Genomic DNA, 19,043 nt, shown 5'->3' with positions numbered 1-19,043 from the left:
TCTTCACAGACCCGCCATCCGCCCGCTCAAGCGCGCGCCGCCGGCGCCGATATCCAGATCCTGAGCGCCACCATGGGCGGCGCATTGACCTGGGGAGGAGCCGGCTGGCATGTCGGACCAACGCGACGAGCCGCCGATCAGCGGATTGCGCAAGCTGCTGTCGCCGCGTCGGCGCGATCCGGCGGCGACCGCGACGCTGCCGGCGCGCGCGCAGGCGCACGGCCACGGCCACAAGCACGGCCACGCGGCGCCGCCTGCAGAGGCGGCGACCGACCCGGCTGCCGCCACGGCCGCGCTGATCCGCCTGTTCCAGCAGGCGCACGAGCCGCTGGGCCTGCTCGGTGCCTTCGCCGACGGCATGGCGGCGCTGCACGGCGAACTGGGCGACATGGGCCGGCGCCTGCAATCGGCGGCGAGCAGCGGCGACTGGCCCAGCTACGGCCGCGCACTGCGCCAGCTGATCGACAAGTACATCCGCACCATCGACGTCGACGACCCGCTGGCCGGGCCCAGCGACAGCGAGCGCCTGCGCGACCTGCTGCGACAGACCGTGGCCGGCGCACTGGCGGCGCTGCTGCACACCCTGCCCGAACTGGCCGGCGAGGCCGAGGCCAGCGGCGAGGCGCTGCGCCAGTGGCGCCCCGGGCAACCGCTGGAACCGGTGGCGCAGCAGGTGCGCGAGCTGTGCCACCAGATCGCGTTGCGCGCCAACGACGGCCAGGAGCAGCAGGCGCTGTTGCTGAGCCTGTTCGACCTGCTGCTGGAGAACGTGGGCGAACTGCTCGACGACACCAGCTGGCTGCAGGGCCAGATCGCAGTGGTGCGCGACCTGATCGCCGGACCGCTGGACCGCTACTCGATCGAGGAGGCGCGCGGCAGCCTGCGCGAGGTGATCTACAAGCAGGGCTTGCTCAAGCAGGGCATCGCCGAATCCAAGGAGGCGATGAAGGATCTGATGCTGACCTTCGTCGCGGACCTGGACGGCATGGCCGCCAGCACCGGCGAATTCCACGACCGCATCGCCGACTACTCGCAGACCATCCGCGATGCGCGCAGCATCGCCGACCTCAATCGCCTGCTGCAGGAAGTGCTGCAGGACACCAGCCACGTGCAGGAGCAGGCGCTGCGCGCGCGCGATCATCTGATCGCCGCACGCCAGGAGGTGGAGGCGGCGGAGCAGCGCATCCTGCGCCTGGAGCAGGAACTGCAGGACGTCAGCGGCCTGGTGCGGGTCGACCAGCTCACCGGCGCACTCAACCGCCGCGGCTTGGAGGACCTGTTCGCGCGCGAACTGGTGCGCACCGAACGCAGCGCGCAGCCGCTGTGCGTGGCGATGCTGGACCTGGACGATTTCCGCAAGCTCAACGAGACCTACGGTCACCCCGGCGGCGACAGCGCGCTGCGCCACGTGGTGGAAGTGGCGCGCACCACCTTGCGCGCCAGCGACGCCGTCGCCCGCTTCGGCGGCGAGGAATTCGTGCTGCTGATGCCGGACTGCACGATCTTCGAGGCCAGTGCGGCGGTGACCCGCGTGCAGCGCGCGCTGGCCCAGCGCGCGGTGGTGCACGAAGACCAGCGCGTGTTCGTCAGCTTCAGCGCCGGCGTGGCGCTGCGCCAGCCCGGCGAAGCGCAGGACGCGCTGATCCGCCGCGCCGACCGTGCGCTGTACGAGGCCAAGAAGGCCGGCAAGAATCGGGTGGTGTCGGCCGATTAGCTGGCGCCGGCGTGGCCGGCGCGGGATTGGGGAGTCGGGATTGGGGATTCGCAAAAGCGGGCCTGTGCGGCGCTGTTGCGAATCCCGAATCTCCAATCCCGGATCCCTACTCCCGCACCTTCTTGATGCCCAGCACCACCGCCAGCACCACTGCGCCGGCGATCACGCCCACCACCGCATTGCCCACCGCAAGCACCAGGCTGCCCAGCCCGCCGCTCGGGGCGATGCCCTGCAAGGCGTGATGCAGCGGGCCGATGCTGTGCACCAGGATGCCGCCGCCGACCAGGAACATCGCCGCGGTGCCGGCCACCGACAGCGTACGCATCAGCCACGGCGCCAGCCACAGGATGCCGCGGCCGATCGCCGCGGCGGCGGCGCCCTTGCGGCTCAGGTACAGGCCCAGGTCGTCGAGCTTGACGATGCCGGCGACCAGCCCATAGACGCCAGCGGTCATCGCCAGCGCGATCGCCACCAGCACCGTGAGCTGCTGCAGGAGCGGCACGCCGGCGACCACGCCCAGCGACAGCACGATGATCTCCGCCGAGAGGATGAAGTCGGTGCGGATCGCGCCCTTGACCTTGTCCTTCTCCAGCGCCACCACGTCCACCTGCTGGTCGGCCAGCGCCTGCACCTGCTGCGCGTGACGTGCCGCATCCTCTTCCTTCGAATGCAGGAAACGGTGCGCCAGCTTCTCCACGCCCTCGAAGCACAGGAAGGCACCGCCGATCATCATCAGCGGGGTGATCGCCCACGGCAGCCAGGCGCTGATCGCCAGCGCCGCCGGCACCAGGATCGCCTTGTTCAGCAGCGAGCCCTTGGCCACCGCCCACACCACCGGCAGTTCGCGGTCGGCGTTCACCCCGGTCACCTGCTGCGCGTTCAGCGCCAGGTCGTCGCCGAGCACGCCGGCGGTCTTCTTGGCCGCGACCTTGGTCAGGATCGACACGTCGTCGAGCAGGGTGGCGATGTCGTCGAGCAGGGTGAACAGGCTGGCGCCGGCCATGCGGGGATTCCATTCGGGATGAGCGGCGATTCTCGCCGATTCCGCCGGCCACGTGCGTGAGCGGTGCCGCCTCAGCCGCGCATAACGCCGGCTCGGCTACCGTGCGCGGCAGGCCCGCATTGCCCGCGAAGGAGACCCGAATGGACCAGTTCCTCACCGCCCCCCGCGCCATCGTCGACGACGTGCTCGCGTCCGCGGCCATGCTGCAACCGCTGCGGCTGTCCGAGACCGACAGCGGCACCCGCATCGTGCTGCAGGCCGCACGCGATCCGCGCCAGGTCGCGGTGCTGTCCGGCGGCGGCGCCGGGCACGAGCCGGCGCATGCCGGCTTCGTCGGCCCGGGCATGCTCAGCGGCGCCATCGCCGGCGACCTGTTCGCCTCGCCCGGGGTGGAGGCGGTGCTGGCGGCGATCCGCGCCTGCGCCGACGCGCCCGGCGTGCTGATGGTGATCAAGAACTACACCGGCGACCGGCTCAATTTCGGCCTGGCCGCCGAGCGCGCCCGCGCCGAGGGCATCGACGTGGCCAGCGTGCTGGTCGCCGACGACATCGCCCTGCCCGACGTCGCGCAGCCGCGCGGCATCGCCGGCACGGTGCTGGTGCACAAGTACGTGGGCCACCTGGCGCGCGAGGGCGTGCCGCTGGCCGAACTGGCGCAGCGCGGCCAGGCCTTCGCCGACCGCCTGCTGTCGCTGGGCATGGCCTTGTCCAGTTGCAGCGTGCCAGGCCAGCAGGCCGGCCGCCGCGCGCCGGAACTGGGCCTGGGCATCCACAACGAGCCGGGCGCGCGGCCGGTGCAGCCCGGCACCGTGGAGGAGGCGTTGGCGCTGGTGCTGGACCCGCTGCTGGCGCAGGCCGATGCGCGCCTGGGCGCCGACGCGCCGCTGGTGCTGATGCTCAACGACCTCGGTGGCTGCTCGACGCAGGAATTGGGCGTGCTGACGCGGCTGACGTTGCAGCGCATCGGCGTCGAGCGGGTCGCGCTGATGCCGGTGCCGGCAGCGCTGATGACTTCGATGGACATGCACGGCTTCTCGATCACCCTCGCCCCGGCCGACGCCGACGTGCTCGCCGCGCTGCAGGCGCCGGTGCAGACCCTGGGCTGGCCCGGCGTGCGCGTACCGCATGCGGTGCAGACCTTCGCCCCGGCACTGAAGCGCGACGACGACCATCGCCAGGGCCCACGCGATGCGCAATGCGCGGCCGCACTGGCGCGGGTGGCGCAGGCGCTGATCGCCGCGCAGGCGGAACTGGACGCCCTGGACGCGCGCAGCGGCGATGGCGATGCCGGCAGCACCTTCGCCGCCGGCGCGCGCGCCCTGCAGCAGGCCCTGGACACCGATGCGCTGGCCACCGGCGATGCCACCGCACTGGCGCGCGGCCTGGCGGCGACGATCGAACACAGCATGGGCGGCTCCAGCGGCGTGCTGCTGTCGATCCTGTTCACCACCGCCGCCGGTGCTCTGGCGGAGGGACGCGACTGGGTGCAGGCGCTGCAGGCCGGCGTGGCGCGGATGCAGCACTACGGCGGCGCGCAACGCGGCGACCGCACCCTGCTCGATGCGCTGCTGCCGGCGCTGGACGCCCTGGCGCAGGGCACAGGCGTGGACGCCGCCGCGCACGCCGCGCGCGCGGGTGCCGATGCCACCGCACAGCTCATCCGCGCCGGCGCCGGCCGCGCCGCCGCGGTGCCGGCGGATGCCTTGCGTGGCGTGATCGACCCGGGCGCCGAAGCGGTGGCGCGGGCATTCGCGGCGTGGCGGTGAAGCAGCCGGTCGGGTCGGCCGATGCGGTGCGAGGCAGGTATGGGTCAATCGGGACGGCAGGCGTGTTCTGGAACGCCTGTCGCGGCTGAAGCCGCTCCTACGACGCGCCCCACGCCTCATGCATGGCGTCGTCGCTGCACACGTAGACAACTCCGCATGCAATGCCACCAGGAATCGGCGGCCGTGCCCTCCCTCGTTGTAGGAGCGGCTTCAGCCGCGACAGGATTCACCGATAACGCCCATCGCGGCTGAAGCCGCTCCTACAAGGCTTGCAGCGCGCTGTCCGAGCGCACTGTGGGAGGGACTTCAGTCCCAACGCGCGCAAGTCGGAATCGCCAGCCCCTTTGAAGCAGCGTCCGGTCGCCCGCTACTCTGCCGACGCCGCCTCCAGCACCTGCGCCACCGCCTGCAGCGAGCCATGCACCGAGCCGGACTGCAGCGTCAGCGGCTGGGTCTTGCCACGCGCCACCACCTCCATGCGCTGCGGCACGCCCTGCGCATTGCCGACGATGCGGTAGGTGGTGTCGCCACGCGCGAAGCTGAGCAGATGGCGGTCGGCGTCGTAGTCCATCGCCTCGCCCTGCGCGTCCGGATACAGCAGATCCACCCGCTGCTGCGCACCGAGCGCCACGTAGTACGGCGTGCCGCTTGCGCCGTCGCCGACGTTGGCGAACACCACGATGCGCTTGCCGGCCGGCGCCAGGCGGAACTCGAGCAGGATCTTGCGCTGGCCCACCGCGGTCTCGCCTTCCTCGTCCCACAGGTAATGCATGTCGGGCACGCGCTTGCCGCCACGGTCGCGATACACCGTCTCCTGCGCCAGTCCCGGCCCGTCGCCACGCGCGTCCTCGACCACTTCGCGCTCCAGCAGCGGCTCACCATCGCGGATCGAGTACGTCGCGAACTGGTGCCAGCAGCAGCCGTCCTTGGTCATGGTGTGGAGCTCGCGCGCCTTGGCATCCACCTCGAACAGGCCGCAGTTGCTCTGCGCCAGCTCGGTGAAGTCCGCATCGGCCTCGAAGCCGTCGGCGGTACCCAGGTACACCTGATAGGACGGGCCGTGATAGCAGCTGTTCTGGCCGTCCATCACCGCCAGATCCTTGATCCCGTCGAAATTGAAATCGTCGTAGATCAGCACGCTCTGCTCGCCGTACGGCAGTTCGTGCACGTTGGCCTTGACCTTGCCGCTCTTCGCATCGGTGTCCAGCACCAGCTCCGGCGAGGCCACCTCGAGCAGCGGCGTGGCGTTGCCGCGGACGAACACGCGCACGATGCCGGGACGGAACACCTCGCCGCTGTCCTCGATCTCCAACGTGGCGCGGTAGCGATCGGAGAAGTCCTGCAGGTCGTAACGGCGATGCGTGCTGGCGGCGAAGGCCTTGGCATCGAAGTCGTCGCCGGCATACCGCTGGGTCTGCGTCGCGGCGGTCGCGGTCGACGACAGCAGCACGAGCAGCAAGGCCAGGCATGCACGCGCCGACAGCACACGGGCATGGCCAACGGCATGCGAGACGATGGAGGACATGGTGGCGTTCCTGGCGGCGGGCAGCGGACGCCAAGGGTAAGGCCGGCCGTGGCGGCCGGCCAGGGGCCAGCGGACGGCGGCGCGTCAGAACAGCGTGCGTGCCAACGCCCGCAGCGCCGCGCGCGCCTCGGTGGCGATGCCGCCGCCGTCCTCGCCCAGCCAGGCCACCACGAGCAGCACCACGACCACCACGGCCGCCAGCAGCGCGAGCCGACGTCCGCTCATCGGCCGGGCGCCCGGCCGACCAGGTGCGATTGCGCAACGCACGGTGCAGCGCGCCGCGGCGCGGGGGCCACCCGCGCTCCGTCGCCGCACCGGGAGCGTCCGCTGCGTCCCACCCTACTCACAGCCATCGCCACTCCCCCTTCCGCACTGCGCGCTATTCTTCTACCCGCGTTGCGCGGCAGCATACGCGGCGGGCATGTCGCCCGACCATCGGCACAAGCCGGTTGGCCAAACCGCGGTCCCGGCGAGCCTGTTGCCGGCAGCGCGCCGCCGCGGCAACGCAGCCTGGCGCCCGCGATCCCCGGCACCGGGCCCGACACCGCGCGGGATTCACTGCGCGACGACCCGGCCGTGGCCACACTCGTCGCAGCCTTTCGCCTGCCCGGAGCCCACCTTGAGCGCGACGCCCGACGCTGCGGCCACACCGCACGTGATCGGCGGCCTCAGCCGCCGTACCCAGATCCTGCGCCTGCTGCTGCGCTACCGCAGCTCCGGGGTGTTTTCCGGCATGGACATGGAGACCGCCCAGGGCGAGCACGAGCTGCCGCCGGAAGGCACGCCGGAACAGTTCGTCACCGACCTGGAGGCGCTCGGCCCGACCTTCGTCAAGCTCGGGCAGATGCTGTCCACGCGCCCGGACGTGGTGCCGCCGGAGTTCGCCACCGCCCTGGAGCGGATGCAGGAGAACACCACGCCGATTCCAAGCGAACGCATCCGTGAGATCGTCGAGGCCGAGCTCGGCGTCGGCATCAACAAGGCCTTCTCCGCCTTCGACGACACCCCGCTGGGCAGCGCCTCGCTGGCGCAGGTGCACCGCGCCGCGCTGCGCGACGGCACCCCGGTGGCGATCAAGGTGCAGAAGCCCGAGGTCGCCGCGCAGGTGCGCGCGGACCTGGAGGTACTGCGCAGCTTCGCCAGCGCCGCCGACAAGCTGACCGGGCTGGGCCGGCGCATCCGCTTCGCCGACTGGCTGGCCGAGTTCGGCAAGGCGCTGCTGGCCGAACTGAACTACGAGGCCGAGGCCGAGAACCTGGCGCGCTTCGGCGAGCACCTGCGGCCGTTCCCGCAGCTGTGGGTGCCGCAGCCGGTGTGGGACCTGTGCAGCCGCCGCGTGCTGACCATGCAGCTGGCCGAAGGCGTGCGCGTGGACAAGATCTCCGGGCTGCGCCGCACCGAGCAGCCGATGGACGACCTGGCCGCGGCGCTGGTGCGCGGCTACCTGGATCAGATGTTCGTGCACGGCGAGATCCACGCCGACCCGCATCCGGGCAACCTGCGCGTGCTCGCCGACGGGCGCCTGGCGATCTTCGACCTGGGCATGGTCGCGCACGTGCCGCCGAAGCTGCGCGAGCGCCTGCTCAAGCTGCTGTTCGCCGCTGTCGACGGGCGCGGCGAGGAAGTGGCCGAGGAAACCATCGCGCTGAGCACGCGCCTGGAGGACTTCGACGAGGAGCGCTACCAGCGTGAGACCGGGCAGATGATCGCCCGCTACGCCGCGCACGACGCCATGTCCGAAGGCCGGGTGGTGCTGGACCTGGTGCGCATCGCCACCGCCTACGGGCTGCGCACGCCGCCGGAGCTGAGCCTGCTCGGCAAGACCCTGCTCAACCTGGAAGCGGTGTGCCGCGCACTGTCGCCGCACCTGGACACCCGCGTGGTGGTCGAGGACCAGTTGCAGCACGTGATGCGCGCGCGGCTGAAGAAGTCGCTATCGGCAGCCAACCTGGCCAGCGAGGCGATGGAACTGCAGGCGCTGCTGCGCGAGGGCCCGCGCCGCATCTCCGACATCCTCACCCTGGCCGCGGAGAACCGCCTGCAGGTGCGCGTGGCCGGGCTGGAGGAATCGCGGCTGATGGAGAGCCTGCAGAAGATCGCCAACCGCGTCGCCGCCGGCATCGTCACCGCCGCGCTGATCCTGGCCTCCACGCAGATGATGCGCATCGACACCGGCAGCAAGCTGTTCGGCTACCCGGCCATCGCGATGATGCTGTTCCTGCTGGGCGTGGTGCTGGGGCTGGGCATCGTGGTCAGCGCGGTGCTGTTCGACCGGCGCGCGCACGCGCGCGAAGAGCGAGGACGGCGCTAGGCCGTCTCGGCGATGCGCGGTAGCGGCGCGCCAGGTTGGGACATGCCAGCCGGCACGACGTGCCGCCACAGACCGCGATCGGGTGCCGCCACGCTGCGCGCCGCCCCTGCGCATGCGCGCCGCTAACGCGGTGGCCCGGTCCTGGGCATGCCATGCGCTCCCGTACTCGTTGCCGCACTCGCAGGGTGACCTAGGCGCCCTGTATGACACCGCGTGACATACGCCTCGGCAACCGCGCCGCTAGAGTGATGCCGGCCACCTGACGAACGCCATTTCCCGCGCCATGCGCGCAAGCGCCAGCGAGACCGCAGTGGCCACGCATCGAAACCGTCCGTAGAGAGCAGAAACGCCGCGCATGTCACTCCCTCCGAACCGCGTCGCTCCTCAGCGGATCGTGCCCGAGCAGATCGCGATACACCGGTTGTTCGCCACGCCGCTGGCGCAGATCGCGTATCCGGCGGCGAACCGGCTCAATGACGTGCTGAAGGAGGAAGTCGCGCGGCACAGGGCCGAAGATCCGGCCGGCGTGCGCCACAGCAATTCCGGGGGATGGCAGTCCAGTCCGGACTTCAACACCTGGGACGGCGAAGGCGCCATGGCGCTGACCGCGTACGCCACGGAACTGGCCTACGCATTGACTGCGGTCTACCACCCCGAGTACGGCCTGGTGGCGCCCGAGTTCGAGTGGAAGGTCAACGCGTGGGCGAACGTCAACAACGCCGGCGATTCCAACGCGCAACACGCGCATCCCGGCGCGTTCTGGTCGGGCGTCTACTGGGTGGACGATGGTCGCGACGACGGCCAGGAAGCGGGCGGAGACCTGCAGTTTCTCGACCCGAGAGGGGTCATGCCCTCGTTGTACAACCCGGAACTCAAGATTCGCGTCGCGGGCTGCCTGAGCGCGGGGTTGACCACCTCCATCGCTGCCGAGAGCGGCACGCTGGTCATGTTCCCCTCCTGGCTGCTGCACTCGGTCACCGCGTTTACCGGTTCGCGGCCGCGCATCTCCGTCGCATTCAATTTCAGCGCCTGAGCGAACGCAGCCGCGGTTCTTCCATCGCCGACCGCGCCTACGGCTCCTTGCGCAGCAGCCGCACTTCCTGCGGCGACTCCAGCGCGATGCCCTCCTCGGCCAGGCGCTGCAGCAGAGCGAAGAACAGTTCGCTGCGGGTGCCGTAGGTCAGGCGCGGCGAGGCGACGTAAGCGAAGCTGTTGAGGGTCACGTGGCCATTGGCGATGGAGTCGATGAACACCGACGGCGCCGGGTCGTCCAATACGCCCGGATGCGCCGCGTACAGTTCCAGCAGGATGGCGCGCAGCTTGACCACGTCGGTGCCCAGCGACACCGCGAACTGGATCTGCACCCGCCCCAGCGGCCCGGCCAGGGTCATGTTGCGCAGGGTCTTGGTGATCAGTTCGGAGTTGGGCACGATCAGGGTGGAGCGGTCGCCGACTTGGATCTCGGTGGCGCGCACGCTGATCCGGCGCACATCGCCCTCCTGGTCGCCGATCTTGATCCAGTCGCCGATCTTGACCGGGCGCTCGGCGAGCAGGATCAGGCCGGACACGAAGTTCTGGGTGATCGACTGCAGGCCGAAGCCGATACCGACCGACAGGGCGCTGACCACCAGCGCGATCCGCTCCAGGCCGATGCCCAGCGCGGCCAGCGCCCACAACGCCGCCAGGATGATGCCGACGTAGCGCGCCACGGTGCTGATCGAGTTGCGCGAACCGTCGTCCAGTTCGGTCTTGGGCAGATAGGTCTGGGTCAGCCAGCGATGCAGGTACTGCATGACGCCCAGACCGAGCAGCAGCACCAGCACGGAGCGCGCGATCGCGCCCGGGTACAGCACCACCTTGTCGCTGACGCGGATGCCGTCGGACAGCAGCGAGAACCAGTCCGAGATGATCGAGACGTTGGTGCCGAACGGCATCAGCAGCGCGCCGATGCCGATCAGCAGCAGCACCACCCGCAGCAGCGCCGAGGTCAGCACCCCGGCCTGCTCCAGGCTGCTCGAGCGTACTCCCAGCGCGCCATTGGCGGCGCGGCCGATGCGGCCTTCGCTGGCGAACAGCCACAGCGCGAAGTCGTCGGCGAAGGTCATCAGCAGCCGCACCGCGCCGACGATCATGGTGATCCAGATGATCTGCCGGGTGATGAACAGGCCCAGGTGCAGGTAGCCCAGCAGCGCCGCCAGCAGCGCCACCACCACCGCGACCTTGACCAGCACGCCGATCAGCGCGAGCACCCCGCCGTGCTGGCCGGGCGGCGGCGGCTGGTCGTTGGCCAGCGCCTGCGCCGCGGCCTCGGCGTACTGGCGCCGGCGCAGCCGCGTCAGGCTGGTCAGCGTCGCCAGGATCAGCACGCCGTAGACCAGCGCGATCACCCCGTCGGCGGCGACGGTGGCCGAGTCGCTGGTGCGCGCGGCCTGGTTGATCACCAGCAGCATGCTGCTGAGCCAGGCCAGCGCCGCGGTGGCCCAGGTGTACTTGCGCAGGCGCCGCGCGGTGGCATCGTCGATCGGGAACAGCCGCCAGCTCGGCTGGTTCGGCAGCAGCACGCTGGCGCCGAGCGAGCCCATGAAGGCGGCGGCGAAGCTGACCCACACGAACCCATTGAGCACCGCATCCAGCCGCTCGGGCACCGCATCGATGCTGCGCAGGGCCTCGGCCAGGGCCAGCGCGGCCAGGCCCGGGGTCAAGGTCCCCAGCAGCAGGAACCAGATCGCCAGGCCGGAGCGGCGCAGGCGGCTGCCCGGCGCGCGCGACACCGCGTAGCGCTTGCCCAGCCAGCGCAGCAGGTAGCGCAGCGGGAACAGCAGGATCAGCGCGATGGCGATGCCGATGCCGAGCGCACCGTTGCCGTGTTCGGCGAGCGCGCCCTGCAGCGACTGCTGGCCGAGCGCATACAACGCCAGCAGCTTGGCCTGGTCGTCGGGAAAGTCGTCGGCGATCTGCTTCCATAGCGTCGGCGACAGCGGCGACGGCGAGCGCAGCGACAGCTCCTGGCTGAAATGCTCGGCGCGCGCGCGTTCGATGTCGTCGGCCAGCTGCCGCGCCTCCACCACCAGCAACTTGCCGCGCTTGCCCCCCGAGTCCAGGGTATCGCGCTGCTTGGTCAGCGCCTTGCGCTGCGCGGCGATGTCGGGGGAGTCGCCAGTGGCGGCCCCAAGTTGTTGCAGGCGCGCCTCCACCTGCGCCAGCTGCGGCGCTAGAGCGTCGACCGCCGTCTGCGCATCGTTGGCGGCATCGGAGACCTGCGCCACCAGGTCCTGGAAGGCGGCCTGGTTGCCGGCATCCACTTCCTTGCCGCGCGCGTCCTTCAGCGACTTGGCGGCGTTGTCCAGCAGGGTCTGCGGGTCCGGCGGCGCGTCGGCGGTGTCCTGCGGCTGGGCGGAGGCCACCGCCGCGCACAGCCACAACAGCAGCAGGACGCAACGCAACAGGGAAGACGAGGATGCGGAACGGGGCAGCAGGCGCACGCAGGGACCGGCACGGGCAAGCGCGGACCACCGCGCGTGCGGCGCACTATACGGCGCGGCGCTTGAACCGGGCCAGCGCCGGGCGCGTCGGGCGCAGGGCACGTGGTGCGAGTGGGTGCGGAACACCTGCGCACCCGGTGGCGATCGGGGGGGGTTGCCCCCGTCACGACCGACAACGTGTAGGAGCGGCTTCAGCCGCGAGAGGCTTTACCGGGAACGCCCGTCGCGGCTGAAGCCGCTCCTACGACAGCAGGCGAGTCGCCGCGACCGACGCCCGGGTTCACCGCGCGTCCGTCACCAGCACGATCTTGCCGATATGCGCGCTGGATTCCATCAGCGCATGCGCCTGCGCCGCCTCCTGCAGCGGGAAGCAGCGGTCCACCTGCGGCTTGATGCGACCCTCTGCCAGCAACGGCCACACCCGCTCCTCCAGTTCCCGCGCGATCGCCGCCTTTTCCATCACCGAGCGCGGACGCAGGGTGGAACCGGTGTGGGTCAGCCGCTTGGCCAGCAGCGGCATCAGGTCCAGTTCGCGCACCTTGCCCTGCTGGATGCCGATCTGCACGATGCGCCCGTCCAGCGCCGCGGCCTGGTAGTTGCGCGCCAGGTAGTCGCCGCCGATCAGGTCTACGATCACGTCCGCGCCGCGGCCCTCGGTGAGGCGCATGGTCTCGGCGACGAAGTCCTCCTCGCGATACAGGATCGCCGCCTCCGCGCCCAGCGCCAGGCTGGCCGCGCGCTTGTCGGCCGAGCCTACGGTGCTGATCACCCGCGCGCCGAAGGCCCGGCCGAGCAGCGTGGCGACGCTGCCGATGCCGGAGGTGCCGCCGTGCACCAGCAGGGTCTCGCCGGACTGCAGACGGCCGCGCTGGAACACGTTGGTCCACACGGTGAAGAAGGTTTCCGGCACCGCGGCGGCCTCGGTCAGGCTCAGCGCCGCCGGCACCGGCAGGGCGTTGCGCTCGTGCACCACCGCGTACTCGGCGTAGCCGCCGCCGGCAACCAGCGCGCAGACCTGGTCGCCCAGCCGGTAGCGCTCCACGCCTTCGCCCAGGCCGACCACCTCGCCGGCGAACTCCAGCCCCGGCAGCGGCGACGCGCCCGGCGGCGGCGGATAGCTGCCCTGGCGCTGCATCACGTCGGGACGATTGACGCCGGCCGCGGCCACCCGCACCAGCAGTTCGCCGCGCCCGGGGTGCGGCAGCGGCACGCGCACCGGTACCAGCACCTCGGGCGCACCGGGCTGGCGGATTTCGATCGCGGTCATGGTGTCGGGCAGCACGGCGGCATGGGTCGGGGACATGGCGGGGTCCTGGCAAAGAGCGCGGCGCGCACAGGCGCAGGCGCGTGGGGGAACCGCGATGATCGACCCTTCGCGCTGAGGGGTCCGTGACGGCGGGCGGCCTTTACCCCGGCCCGTGGCACGCGTAGGAGCGGCTTCAGCCGCGACAGGCATGACGCAGGAATGCCCGGTCGCGGCTGAAGCCGCTCCTGCGGTGCCGCCCAGCGCAGGCGCCAGCTACTCGCCCACCGGCGCCGCCTGCGCTGGCCACTCGGTCATCGGCGGCTCGGCAGCCTCGACCCGCTGCGGATCCAGCCGCGCCTGCAGCGCCGGCAACGCGATCGCCAGCGGGCAGCGCAGGCGACCGCCGCAGCCGGGCAAGGGCCAGCGCCGCTCGCGCAGGCCGCGGCCGTCGAAGCGGTTGCCGCGCAGCGCCGGCAGGGTCGGCACCACGCTGCGCAGTTGCAGGAAGTCGTGGCCGTCCTGCCGCACCAGCTCCAGCAGCAGCGCACCGCCCGGCGGATACGCATCCGGCTGGCCGGGCACCAGAGGATCGATGCCGAACAGGCCGGCCAGGTGCGCCAGGTTGGTGTCGTGGCCCAGCAGCACCAGCGCCCGCGTGTCCGCCGGCGCCAGCGGCGCCACCGCCGGGGTCTGCCCGGCCGCGGCCTGCAGCGTCGCCAGCAGGTGCGCGAGCAGGTTGGAGCCGCCGGCACGCGCCGCCGGAAGCGCCCGCTTGCTGTAGGCGAAGGAGGCGTTGTGCAGGCCGATCAGCCCCTGCAGCGCCGCGCCATCGGCACGCCCCCAGGCCACCTGCGGCAACGGCAGGCCCTGCGCGTACTCCAGCATCAGGTTCTCGGCCAGGCTGCCGGCGGTCTTCAAGACCTTGGCCGCCTGCGTCGGCTCCTGCAGCCGCTGCGGATCGTCCAGGCGCGGCGCGTCCTGCGCAGCGCAGGACGACCCCGCACAGCCGGACAGCACCCGCTGCAGCGCGTGCAGCCGCGCGCGTGTGGCCGCGTCCAGGTGTGGCGGCGGTGCGGGCGCATCGTCGTCCTTGTCCTCGTCCTTGCCGAAATGGAACAGCGGGTTGTTCTGCGTCGTCGGCAATGCGAGGTAGTGCGCCTGGCACCCCGGCAGCAGTCCCTCGGTGAAGGCTGCTGCGCTGTCGTGGTTGCGCGGCGTGCTGTCGCCGATCACCACCGCGCCGGAATCGGCGCAATCCGGCGCCAGCACCGCCGTGGCCAGCCAGCGCTGCCGGTAGCGCGCGCCCAGCGCCTGCATGCCGGCGGCACCGTGCGCCGTGAGCTGGCCGGGTGCCACTGGCCATTGCGGCCAGGGTTGCGCGGCGTACTTGGCCAGATCTTCTGGCGATTGCGTCGGTGCGCGCACGCCATGGCGCATCACCATGATCGTCAGGCGCACCTGCGCGGCATCCGGTGCGGTGGGCGCCTTGGGCGATGCCGCCGCCGGCCAGGCGGCGCTGGCGACGCACAGCAGCGCGGCCAGGCACCATCCGCTGTGCAGTCGTGCGAATCGGGGAGCGAACATGGCCGGCCTCAGAACTTCAGCGACAGGTCGAGGAACACGCCGCGCCCGGCCAGGCCGAAGTACAGCGGCTGGTTGTCGGAAGAGCGGGTGCCGGCGTAGCCGATCAGTGCATGCCGGTTCAGCAGGTTGTTGACGTCCATGCTGATCGAGTAGCCCTTCAGGCCGTACGGCCCGTGCGTGCTGCGGTAGCCCAGCGCCGCGTCCAGGCTGGCGTAGCCGCCCAGGCGCTGGTCGTTGCCGAACACGGTGGCGCCGCTGGTCGAGGTGGTGTTGTCCACGCCGTACTGCGCGCCCACCACCTTCTCCATCAGCGAACCGAAATAGCCGGTACCGCTGTTGTACAGCAGGCCCAGCGCCGCGGTCACCCGCGGCGTGCCGGCGACCTGGGTGCTGCTGTGCTTGTAGGTGGCGTCGTTGTAGCTGGCGTTGGCGTACAGGCTCAGGATCGGCGTCAGCGCGTAGGTGGCCTCGGCCTCGGCGCCGCGGTACACCGCACCGCCGCCGTTGACGAAGGCGCTCTCGGTGCCGCTGTCGGTGTTGATCAGGGTCTGGCTGATGTAGTTGCTGAAGTCGATGTAGTAGACGTCGGCGCCGAAGGTCAGGCCGCGCGCGGCGTAGCTGGTGCCGAGCTGGTAATTGCTGGTCAGCTCCGGGCGCAGGCCGCGCGCGCCGTTGAGTTCGATCACGTCGATCGGCGGTGCCAGGAAGCCGCGCGCGGCCTGCACGTAACCGCTCCAGTGCTCGTTGAAGCTCTGGTGCAGGCTCAGCGACGGCAGCGTGGCGTCGTAGCTGGCCTCGCTGTGCGCCGGCGCCGGTGGCGTGCTCTTGTTGAGTTCGGCATCGAGCTGGCGCTGCACGCGCGCATAGCGCAGGCCCGGGCTGAGGGTAAGGCTGTCGCTGAGCTTCCAGTCGTACTGCAGGTACGGCTGCAGGGTGTCGGTACGGTCGTGCAGGTTGTAGTTGTACAGCGGGCCGTACTTGGTGCCGCTGGCCGCGCCGGTCGTCATGTCCACCGGCAACTGCTGGCGCTCGTCCAGGTTGCGCTCCACCCACACGCCGGTCTGCAACTGGCCCGGTCCCAGGTCGCGGGCCAGCCGCAGCACATCGCCGAAGGCGCGGAAGTCGTTGTCCGAGAGCTTGCCCGGCACGTCCTTGGCGGCCTTGGACAGCTTCTTGCCAGTCGCACCGTAGAAGGTAACGCCGTTGTCGGCAGCGCTCTCGCTGGTGGGGATGCTGGTCTTGGAAGCGGTGTGGTCGAAGCTGTTGTAGTAGACCTTGTTGTCGAGATCCCAATCGCCCAGGCGCGTGCTCAGGCCCAGGTAGGTGAAGCTGGAATAGTAGGCGGCGGCGTTGTAGCCGGTGTAGTTCTGCAGGGTCGGATCGTTGCCCAGGCCATAGCGCCACCCATGCTGCGCGATCTGCGCGCGGGTGGCGCCCTGCACGGTGTTCTGGTGCTCCTGGTTGTAGCTGCTGACGAAGGTCAGCGTGGTCGCCTCGCCCAGATCGGTGACGGTCTTGAGGAAGGCATGCTCGCGGCGGTCGTCGGTGCCCTTGAGGTAGGTATCGCTGGCCTCCTTGGACAGGTCCGCGAACAGGCGCGTGTTGCCGATGTGCTCGTCGGCGCTGACGCCGCCGGCCCAGGTGTTCCAGCTGCCGCCGGTGCCGTAGACGGTGATCCCATCGACCTCGCTGGGATTGCGCGTGCGCAGCGCCAGGGTGCCGCCGAAGGTGGCGTTGCCGATGGTGGCGCCGCCGCCGGGGCCGCGGTCGATCTCGGCCTGGCCGAGCACATGGTTGTTGAAGTAGGCCGAGGTGGTGTGGTGCAGATCGCTGGCATCGCCGAACGGGATGCCGTCGAAGGTGATGTTGAACTGGCCGTCCTGGAAGCCGCGGATGCTGATGCCTTCGTTCTTGCCCAGGCCTGGGCCTTCCGGCGAGGTGGTCACCACGCTGGGCGCGTACTTGATGATGTCGTCGTAGTTGGAATTCAGGCGCAGGCCGTCGCGGATGAAGCGTTCGTCGATCACCGAGGTCGGCTGGCTCGCCTCCAGCGGCGCGGCGCTGGGCGCCAGCATGTCGACACTGTTGGCGGTGACGTTGATCGGCGCCAGTTCGCGCGGACCGTCGTGTTCCCCGTCCGCCTCGGCGTGCGCCGGGGCGGCGCTGCGTGGCGCCCGCGGCGCGGCGGCCGGCGCGGTGGCGACGCTGCTGCGTACGATGGCGACCGAGCCGGGCGTCAGCATGCGGTAGTCCAGCCCGGTGCCGGCAAGCAAGGCATGCAGTTGCTGCGGCGGCGCCAGACCGGCCGGGGCACCGCTGCTGCGCAGGCCTTCGGCCAGCGCCGGGTCGTACATCAGTTGCAGCCCGCTGCTGCGCGCGAACTGGTCCAGCGCCTGCGCCAACGGCATGGGCGCGATGGCTTGGGCCGTGGCGGCGGGCGCCGACCAGGCCGGCAGCGAAGACGTACAGCCCAACAGCAGGGCGATGGAGACGACGAGAGGCTTGCGCATGACGATCACACCGGAGGGGAGGAAGGGCGGCCCCGCGCGTGCTGCGCGACGACCATGCTTCCTAGGAGTGCTCCGGTGCGCCGTACGGCTACCGTCGATTGCGTGAATTTTTTCTTACAGCGGCGCCGGTGCGTGGCGGATGGTCACCGCGTGCGCATCGCGCTGCACCTGCACGTCCGGCAGGCTGCCGAGATAGGCGACGAAGGCCTCCGGGTCGCGCAGGTGGAACACGCCGCTGACCCGCCGCGCCGCCAGCGCCGGGTCGGCGATGCGCAGCGGCTGCGTGGTGTAGGCATTGAACAGGCGCGCCACTTCGCCCAGGCTGCGATCGTGCACGCCGACCTGCGCCGGCAGCCAGGCAGTGGCGTCGGCGATGTCGGCATGGTCGCGCCGCGCCAGCACACGGCCCTGCGCATCCACCCGCGCCTGCTGGCCGCCGCCCAGGTCGGCCAGCGTCGTCCCCTCCGACGGCAGGTCGCTGCGGCGCCACCACGCCGGGGTATCGCGCGACACCTGCACTCGCCCCTGCAGCACGGTGACGCGCGCGCCGCCGGCCTGCGGGTCGACCCCGAACACCGTGCCGACGTCGCGCAGCACCAGCGTCCCGACACTGACCCGCAGCGGCCGTGCCGGATCATGGCCGAGATCGAACACCGCCTTGCCGCGCAGCAGGGCGATGTCGCGGCGCTGCGTGCCGTAGCGCACCGCAATCGCGCCGCCACGGTCCAGTTGCACCACGCTGCCGTCGTCCAGCGCGACGCTGCGCGGCGCGTCCGCCGGCGCTGCGTACACCGTCGCCGGCACCGGCTCCGGCGCGCTCAGGCGCAGCGCCACGCCCGCAGCGGCCAGCGCGAGCACGGCGGCGGCCGCCAGCGGCCAGCGCCTGCGCCGTGGCAGGACACGACGCGGGCTGGGCACCGACATCGGCGTATCCACATCCGGCCGCAACGGCACCACCACTGCCCCGCTGCGCAAGGCATGCGCGCGCAGCTGCGCACTGCTGGCCTGCTGCGCCTGCGCCGCGGACGGCAGGTCGCCGTGCATCCGCGCGATGTCGAAATAGGCAGCCACGTGCGCCGGCGAGTGCCGCAGCCAGGCCAGGAACTCGGCCTGCCGCGCCGGCGGCAGCGCGGTCTCGCGCTGCGCCAGGTACCAGTCCGCGGCCGCCTCGGCGACGCGCTGCGCATCCTCACGCATAGCGCGCCATGCCCTGCCGGCACACCGCCAGGCCCTTGATGATGTATTTCTTGACCATGTGGCTGGAGATCTGCAGTTGCTCGGCGATCTCCTGGTAGCCCAGTTCGTCGCGGTAGCGCAGCGTCATCGCCGCGCGGCACTTCGGCGGCAGCCGCGCCATCAGTTCGGCCAGGCGCTGCCGCCGTTGCGCGCGATGCACCTGCGCATCGGCTTCGCAGGGCACCGCCAGCCGCTCCAGCACATCGTCCAGGCAGGTGTCGCGCTGGCTGCTGCGCTGGTGCAGCAGCGCGTGCTCGCGCATCAGGTTGGCGGCGATGGTGAACAGGTAGGCTTCGGGATTGGCGATCTCCGGCGCGTGCGCCTCGCTGCGCTGCAGCCGCAGCCACACTTCCTGCAGTAGGTCGTCGGTATCCCAGGCCGCGGCGCGGCGCTTGCGGAAATAGCGGCTCAGCGACGGCCGCCATTGCAGGAACAGCCGCGACAACGCCGGCAGGGGTTCGGAACGCACCAGCCACTCGCAGTGCCGGCGCCATCGGCGGCCGGCGATTCGGAAAGGCTGCGATGCTGGTCCTCGGCGATGACAGTCCGATGACGCACGGGTCCTGCGGGCGCAGCGAAGCGGGTGCGCCCCGGCAAGCATTCAGTTCACCGCTGCCTGCCGGGTTCGCGCGATCGGCGCATGCAACGCGGCCGGTCACCGCGGCT

General features: G+C 71.2%; 13 protein-coding genes. 4 read left to right on the top strand and 9 right to left on the bottom strand.

All coding sequences use genetic code 11. The annotated features are described in order from the left end of the window. Positions 1-109: 109 nt before the first annotated feature. The gene (locus AC1PLR_RS03010; protein ID WP_481102624.1) at positions 110-1,714 is read left to right on the top strand and encodes a GGDEF domain-containing protein; all 1,605 of its coding nucleotides are present in this window, start codon (positions 110-112) and stop codon (positions 1,712-1,714) included. Positions 1,715-1,820: 106 nt separating this feature from the next. On the opposite strand, the gene AC1PLR_RS03005 is transcribed toward AC1PLR_RS03010, so the two are convergent. Then, positions 1,821-2,717: a DUF808 domain-containing protein gene (locus AC1PLR_RS03005; RefSeq protein WP_481102623.1), complete on the bottom strand. Its 897-nt coding sequence runs from the start codon at positions 2,715-2,717 to the stop codon at positions 1,821-1,823. Between the two features lie 140 nt (positions 2,718-2,857). Here AC1PLR_RS03005 and AC1PLR_RS03000 point away from each other — a divergent pair, with 140 nt between their 5' ends. Then, positions 2,858-4,483: a dihydroxyacetone kinase subunit DhaK gene (locus tag AC1PLR_RS03000; RefSeq protein ID WP_481102622.1), complete on the top strand. Its 1,626-nt coding sequence runs from the start codon at positions 2,858-2,860 to the stop codon at positions 4,481-4,483. Between the two features lie 367 nt (positions 4,484-4,850). On the opposite strand, the gene AC1PLR_RS02995 is transcribed toward AC1PLR_RS03000, so the two are convergent. Both AC1PLR_RS02995 and AC1PLR_RS02990 read right to left on the bottom strand, forming a co-directional pair. Further along, a complete protein-coding gene (locus tag AC1PLR_RS02995; protein WP_481102621.1) occupies positions 4,851-6,008 on the bottom strand; it encodes an XAC2610-related protein in 1,158 nt (385 codons plus the stop codon). A gap of 84 nt (positions 6,009-6,092) precedes the next feature. Continuing rightward, on the bottom strand, positions 6,093-6,233 hold the full coding sequence (locus tag AC1PLR_RS02990) for a hypothetical protein (protein ID WP_481102620.1): 141 nt from the start codon (positions 6,231-6,233) through the stop codon (positions 6,093-6,095). 394 nt (positions 6,234-6,627) lie between these two features. On the opposite strand from AC1PLR_RS02990, the gene AC1PLR_RS02985 reads away from it, so the two are divergent. After that, positions 6,628-8,319 (top strand): ABC1 kinase family protein, encoded by a 1,692-nt coding sequence (locus AC1PLR_RS02985; protein ID WP_481102619.1) that lies wholly within the window; start codon positions 6,628-6,630, stop codon positions 8,317-8,319. A gap of 355 nt (positions 8,320-8,674) precedes the next feature. Continuing rightward, positions 8,675-9,352 (top strand): TIGR02466 family protein, encoded by a 678-nt coding sequence (locus AC1PLR_RS02980; protein WP_481102618.1) that lies wholly within the window; start codon positions 8,675-8,677, stop codon positions 9,350-9,352. Between the two features lie 37 nt (positions 9,353-9,389). Here AC1PLR_RS02980 and AC1PLR_RS02975 read toward each other — a convergent pair whose 3' ends face one another. The 6 genes from AC1PLR_RS02975 to AC1PLR_RS02950 all read right to left on the bottom strand — a co-directional run bounded on the left by AC1PLR_RS02975 (position 9,390) and on the right by AC1PLR_RS02950 (position 18,846). Beyond that, on the bottom strand, positions 9,390-11,801 hold the full coding sequence (locus AC1PLR_RS02975) for a DUF3772 domain-containing protein (RefSeq protein ID WP_481102617.1): 2,412 nt from the start codon (positions 11,799-11,801) through the stop codon (positions 9,390-9,392). 280 nt (positions 11,802-12,081) lie between these two features. Further along, complete coding sequence (locus AC1PLR_RS02970) at positions 12,082-13,104, bottom strand: NAD(P)H-quinone oxidoreductase (protein ID WP_481102616.1); 1,023 nt, start codon at positions 13,102-13,104, stop codon at positions 12,082-12,084. Between the two features lie 216 nt (positions 13,105-13,320). Next, positions 13,321-14,631, bottom strand: a complete 1,311-nt coding sequence (locus AC1PLR_RS02965; protein WP_481102615.1) for a histidine-type phosphatase — start codon at positions 14,629-14,631, stop codon at positions 13,321-13,323. Between the two features lie 8 nt (positions 14,632-14,639). Continuing rightward, positions 14,640-17,141 (bottom strand): TonB-dependent receptor, encoded by a 2,502-nt coding sequence (locus AC1PLR_RS02960; RefSeq protein WP_481102614.1) that lies wholly within the window; start codon positions 17,139-17,141, stop codon positions 14,640-14,642. Between the two features lie 114 nt (positions 17,142-17,255). Next, positions 17,256-18,338 carry a FecR family protein gene (locus tag AC1PLR_RS02955; RefSeq protein ID WP_481102613.1) on the bottom strand — a complete coding sequence of 361 codons (1,083 nt, stop codon included), beginning with the start codon at positions 18,336-18,338 and terminating at the stop codon, positions 17,256-17,258. Beyond that, positions 18,331-18,846, bottom strand: coding sequence for an RNA polymerase sigma factor (locus AC1PLR_RS02950; protein WP_481102612.1), 516 nt, complete (start codon positions 18,844-18,846; stop codon positions 18,331-18,333). Before AC1PLR_RS02950 ends, AC1PLR_RS02955 begins: the two co-directional genes overlap by 8 nt. Positions 18,847-19,043 lie beyond the last annotated feature (197 nt).

It is taken from the genome of Xanthomonas sp. NCPPB 3570 (assembly GCF_056725115.1).
The sequence above is the reverse complement of the archived record's forward strand: the minus strand, read 5'-3'. Positions and strand labels throughout refer to the sequence as shown.

Bases quoted from the DNA above. Each gene is read 5' to 3' on its own strand.
- AC1PLR_RS02990 (WP_481102620.1), bottom strand. From the start codon at position 6,233: ATGAGCGGACGTCGGCTCGCGCTGCTGGCGGCCGTGGTGGTCGTGGTG.
- AC1PLR_RS03005 (WP_481102623.1), bottom strand. From the start codon at position 2,717: ATGGCCGGCGCCAGCCTGTTCACCCTGCTCGACGACATCGCCACCCTG.
- AC1PLR_RS03000 (WP_481102622.1), top strand. From the start codon at position 2,858: ATGGACCAGTTCCTCACCGCCCCCCGCGCCATCGTCGACGACGTGCTC.
- AC1PLR_RS03010 (WP_481102624.1), top strand. From the start codon at position 110: ATGTCGGACCAACGCGACGAGCCGCCGATCAGCGGATTGCGCAAGCTG.
- AC1PLR_RS02980 (WP_481102618.1), top strand. From the start codon at position 8,675: ATGTCACTCCCTCCGAACCGCGTCGCTCCTCAGCGGATCGTGCCCGAG.
- AC1PLR_RS02995 (WP_481102621.1), bottom strand. From the start codon at position 6,008: ATGTCCTCCATCGTCTCGCATGCCGTTGGCCATGCCCGTGTGCTGTCG.
- AC1PLR_RS02970 (WP_481102616.1), bottom strand. From the start codon at position 13,104: ATGTCCCCGACCCATGCCGCCGTGCTGCCCGACACCATGACCGCGATC.
- AC1PLR_RS02965 (WP_481102615.1), bottom strand. From the start codon at position 14,631: ATGTTCGCTCCCCGATTCGCACGACTGCACAGCGGATGGTGCCTGGCC.
- AC1PLR_RS02955 (WP_481102613.1), bottom strand. From the start codon at position 18,338: ATGCGTGAGGATGCGCAGCGCGTCGCCGAGGCGGCCGCGGACTGGTAC.
- AC1PLR_RS02960 (WP_481102614.1), bottom strand. From the start codon at position 17,141: ATGCGCAAGCCTCTCGTCGTCTCCATCGCCCTGCTGTTGGGCTGTACG.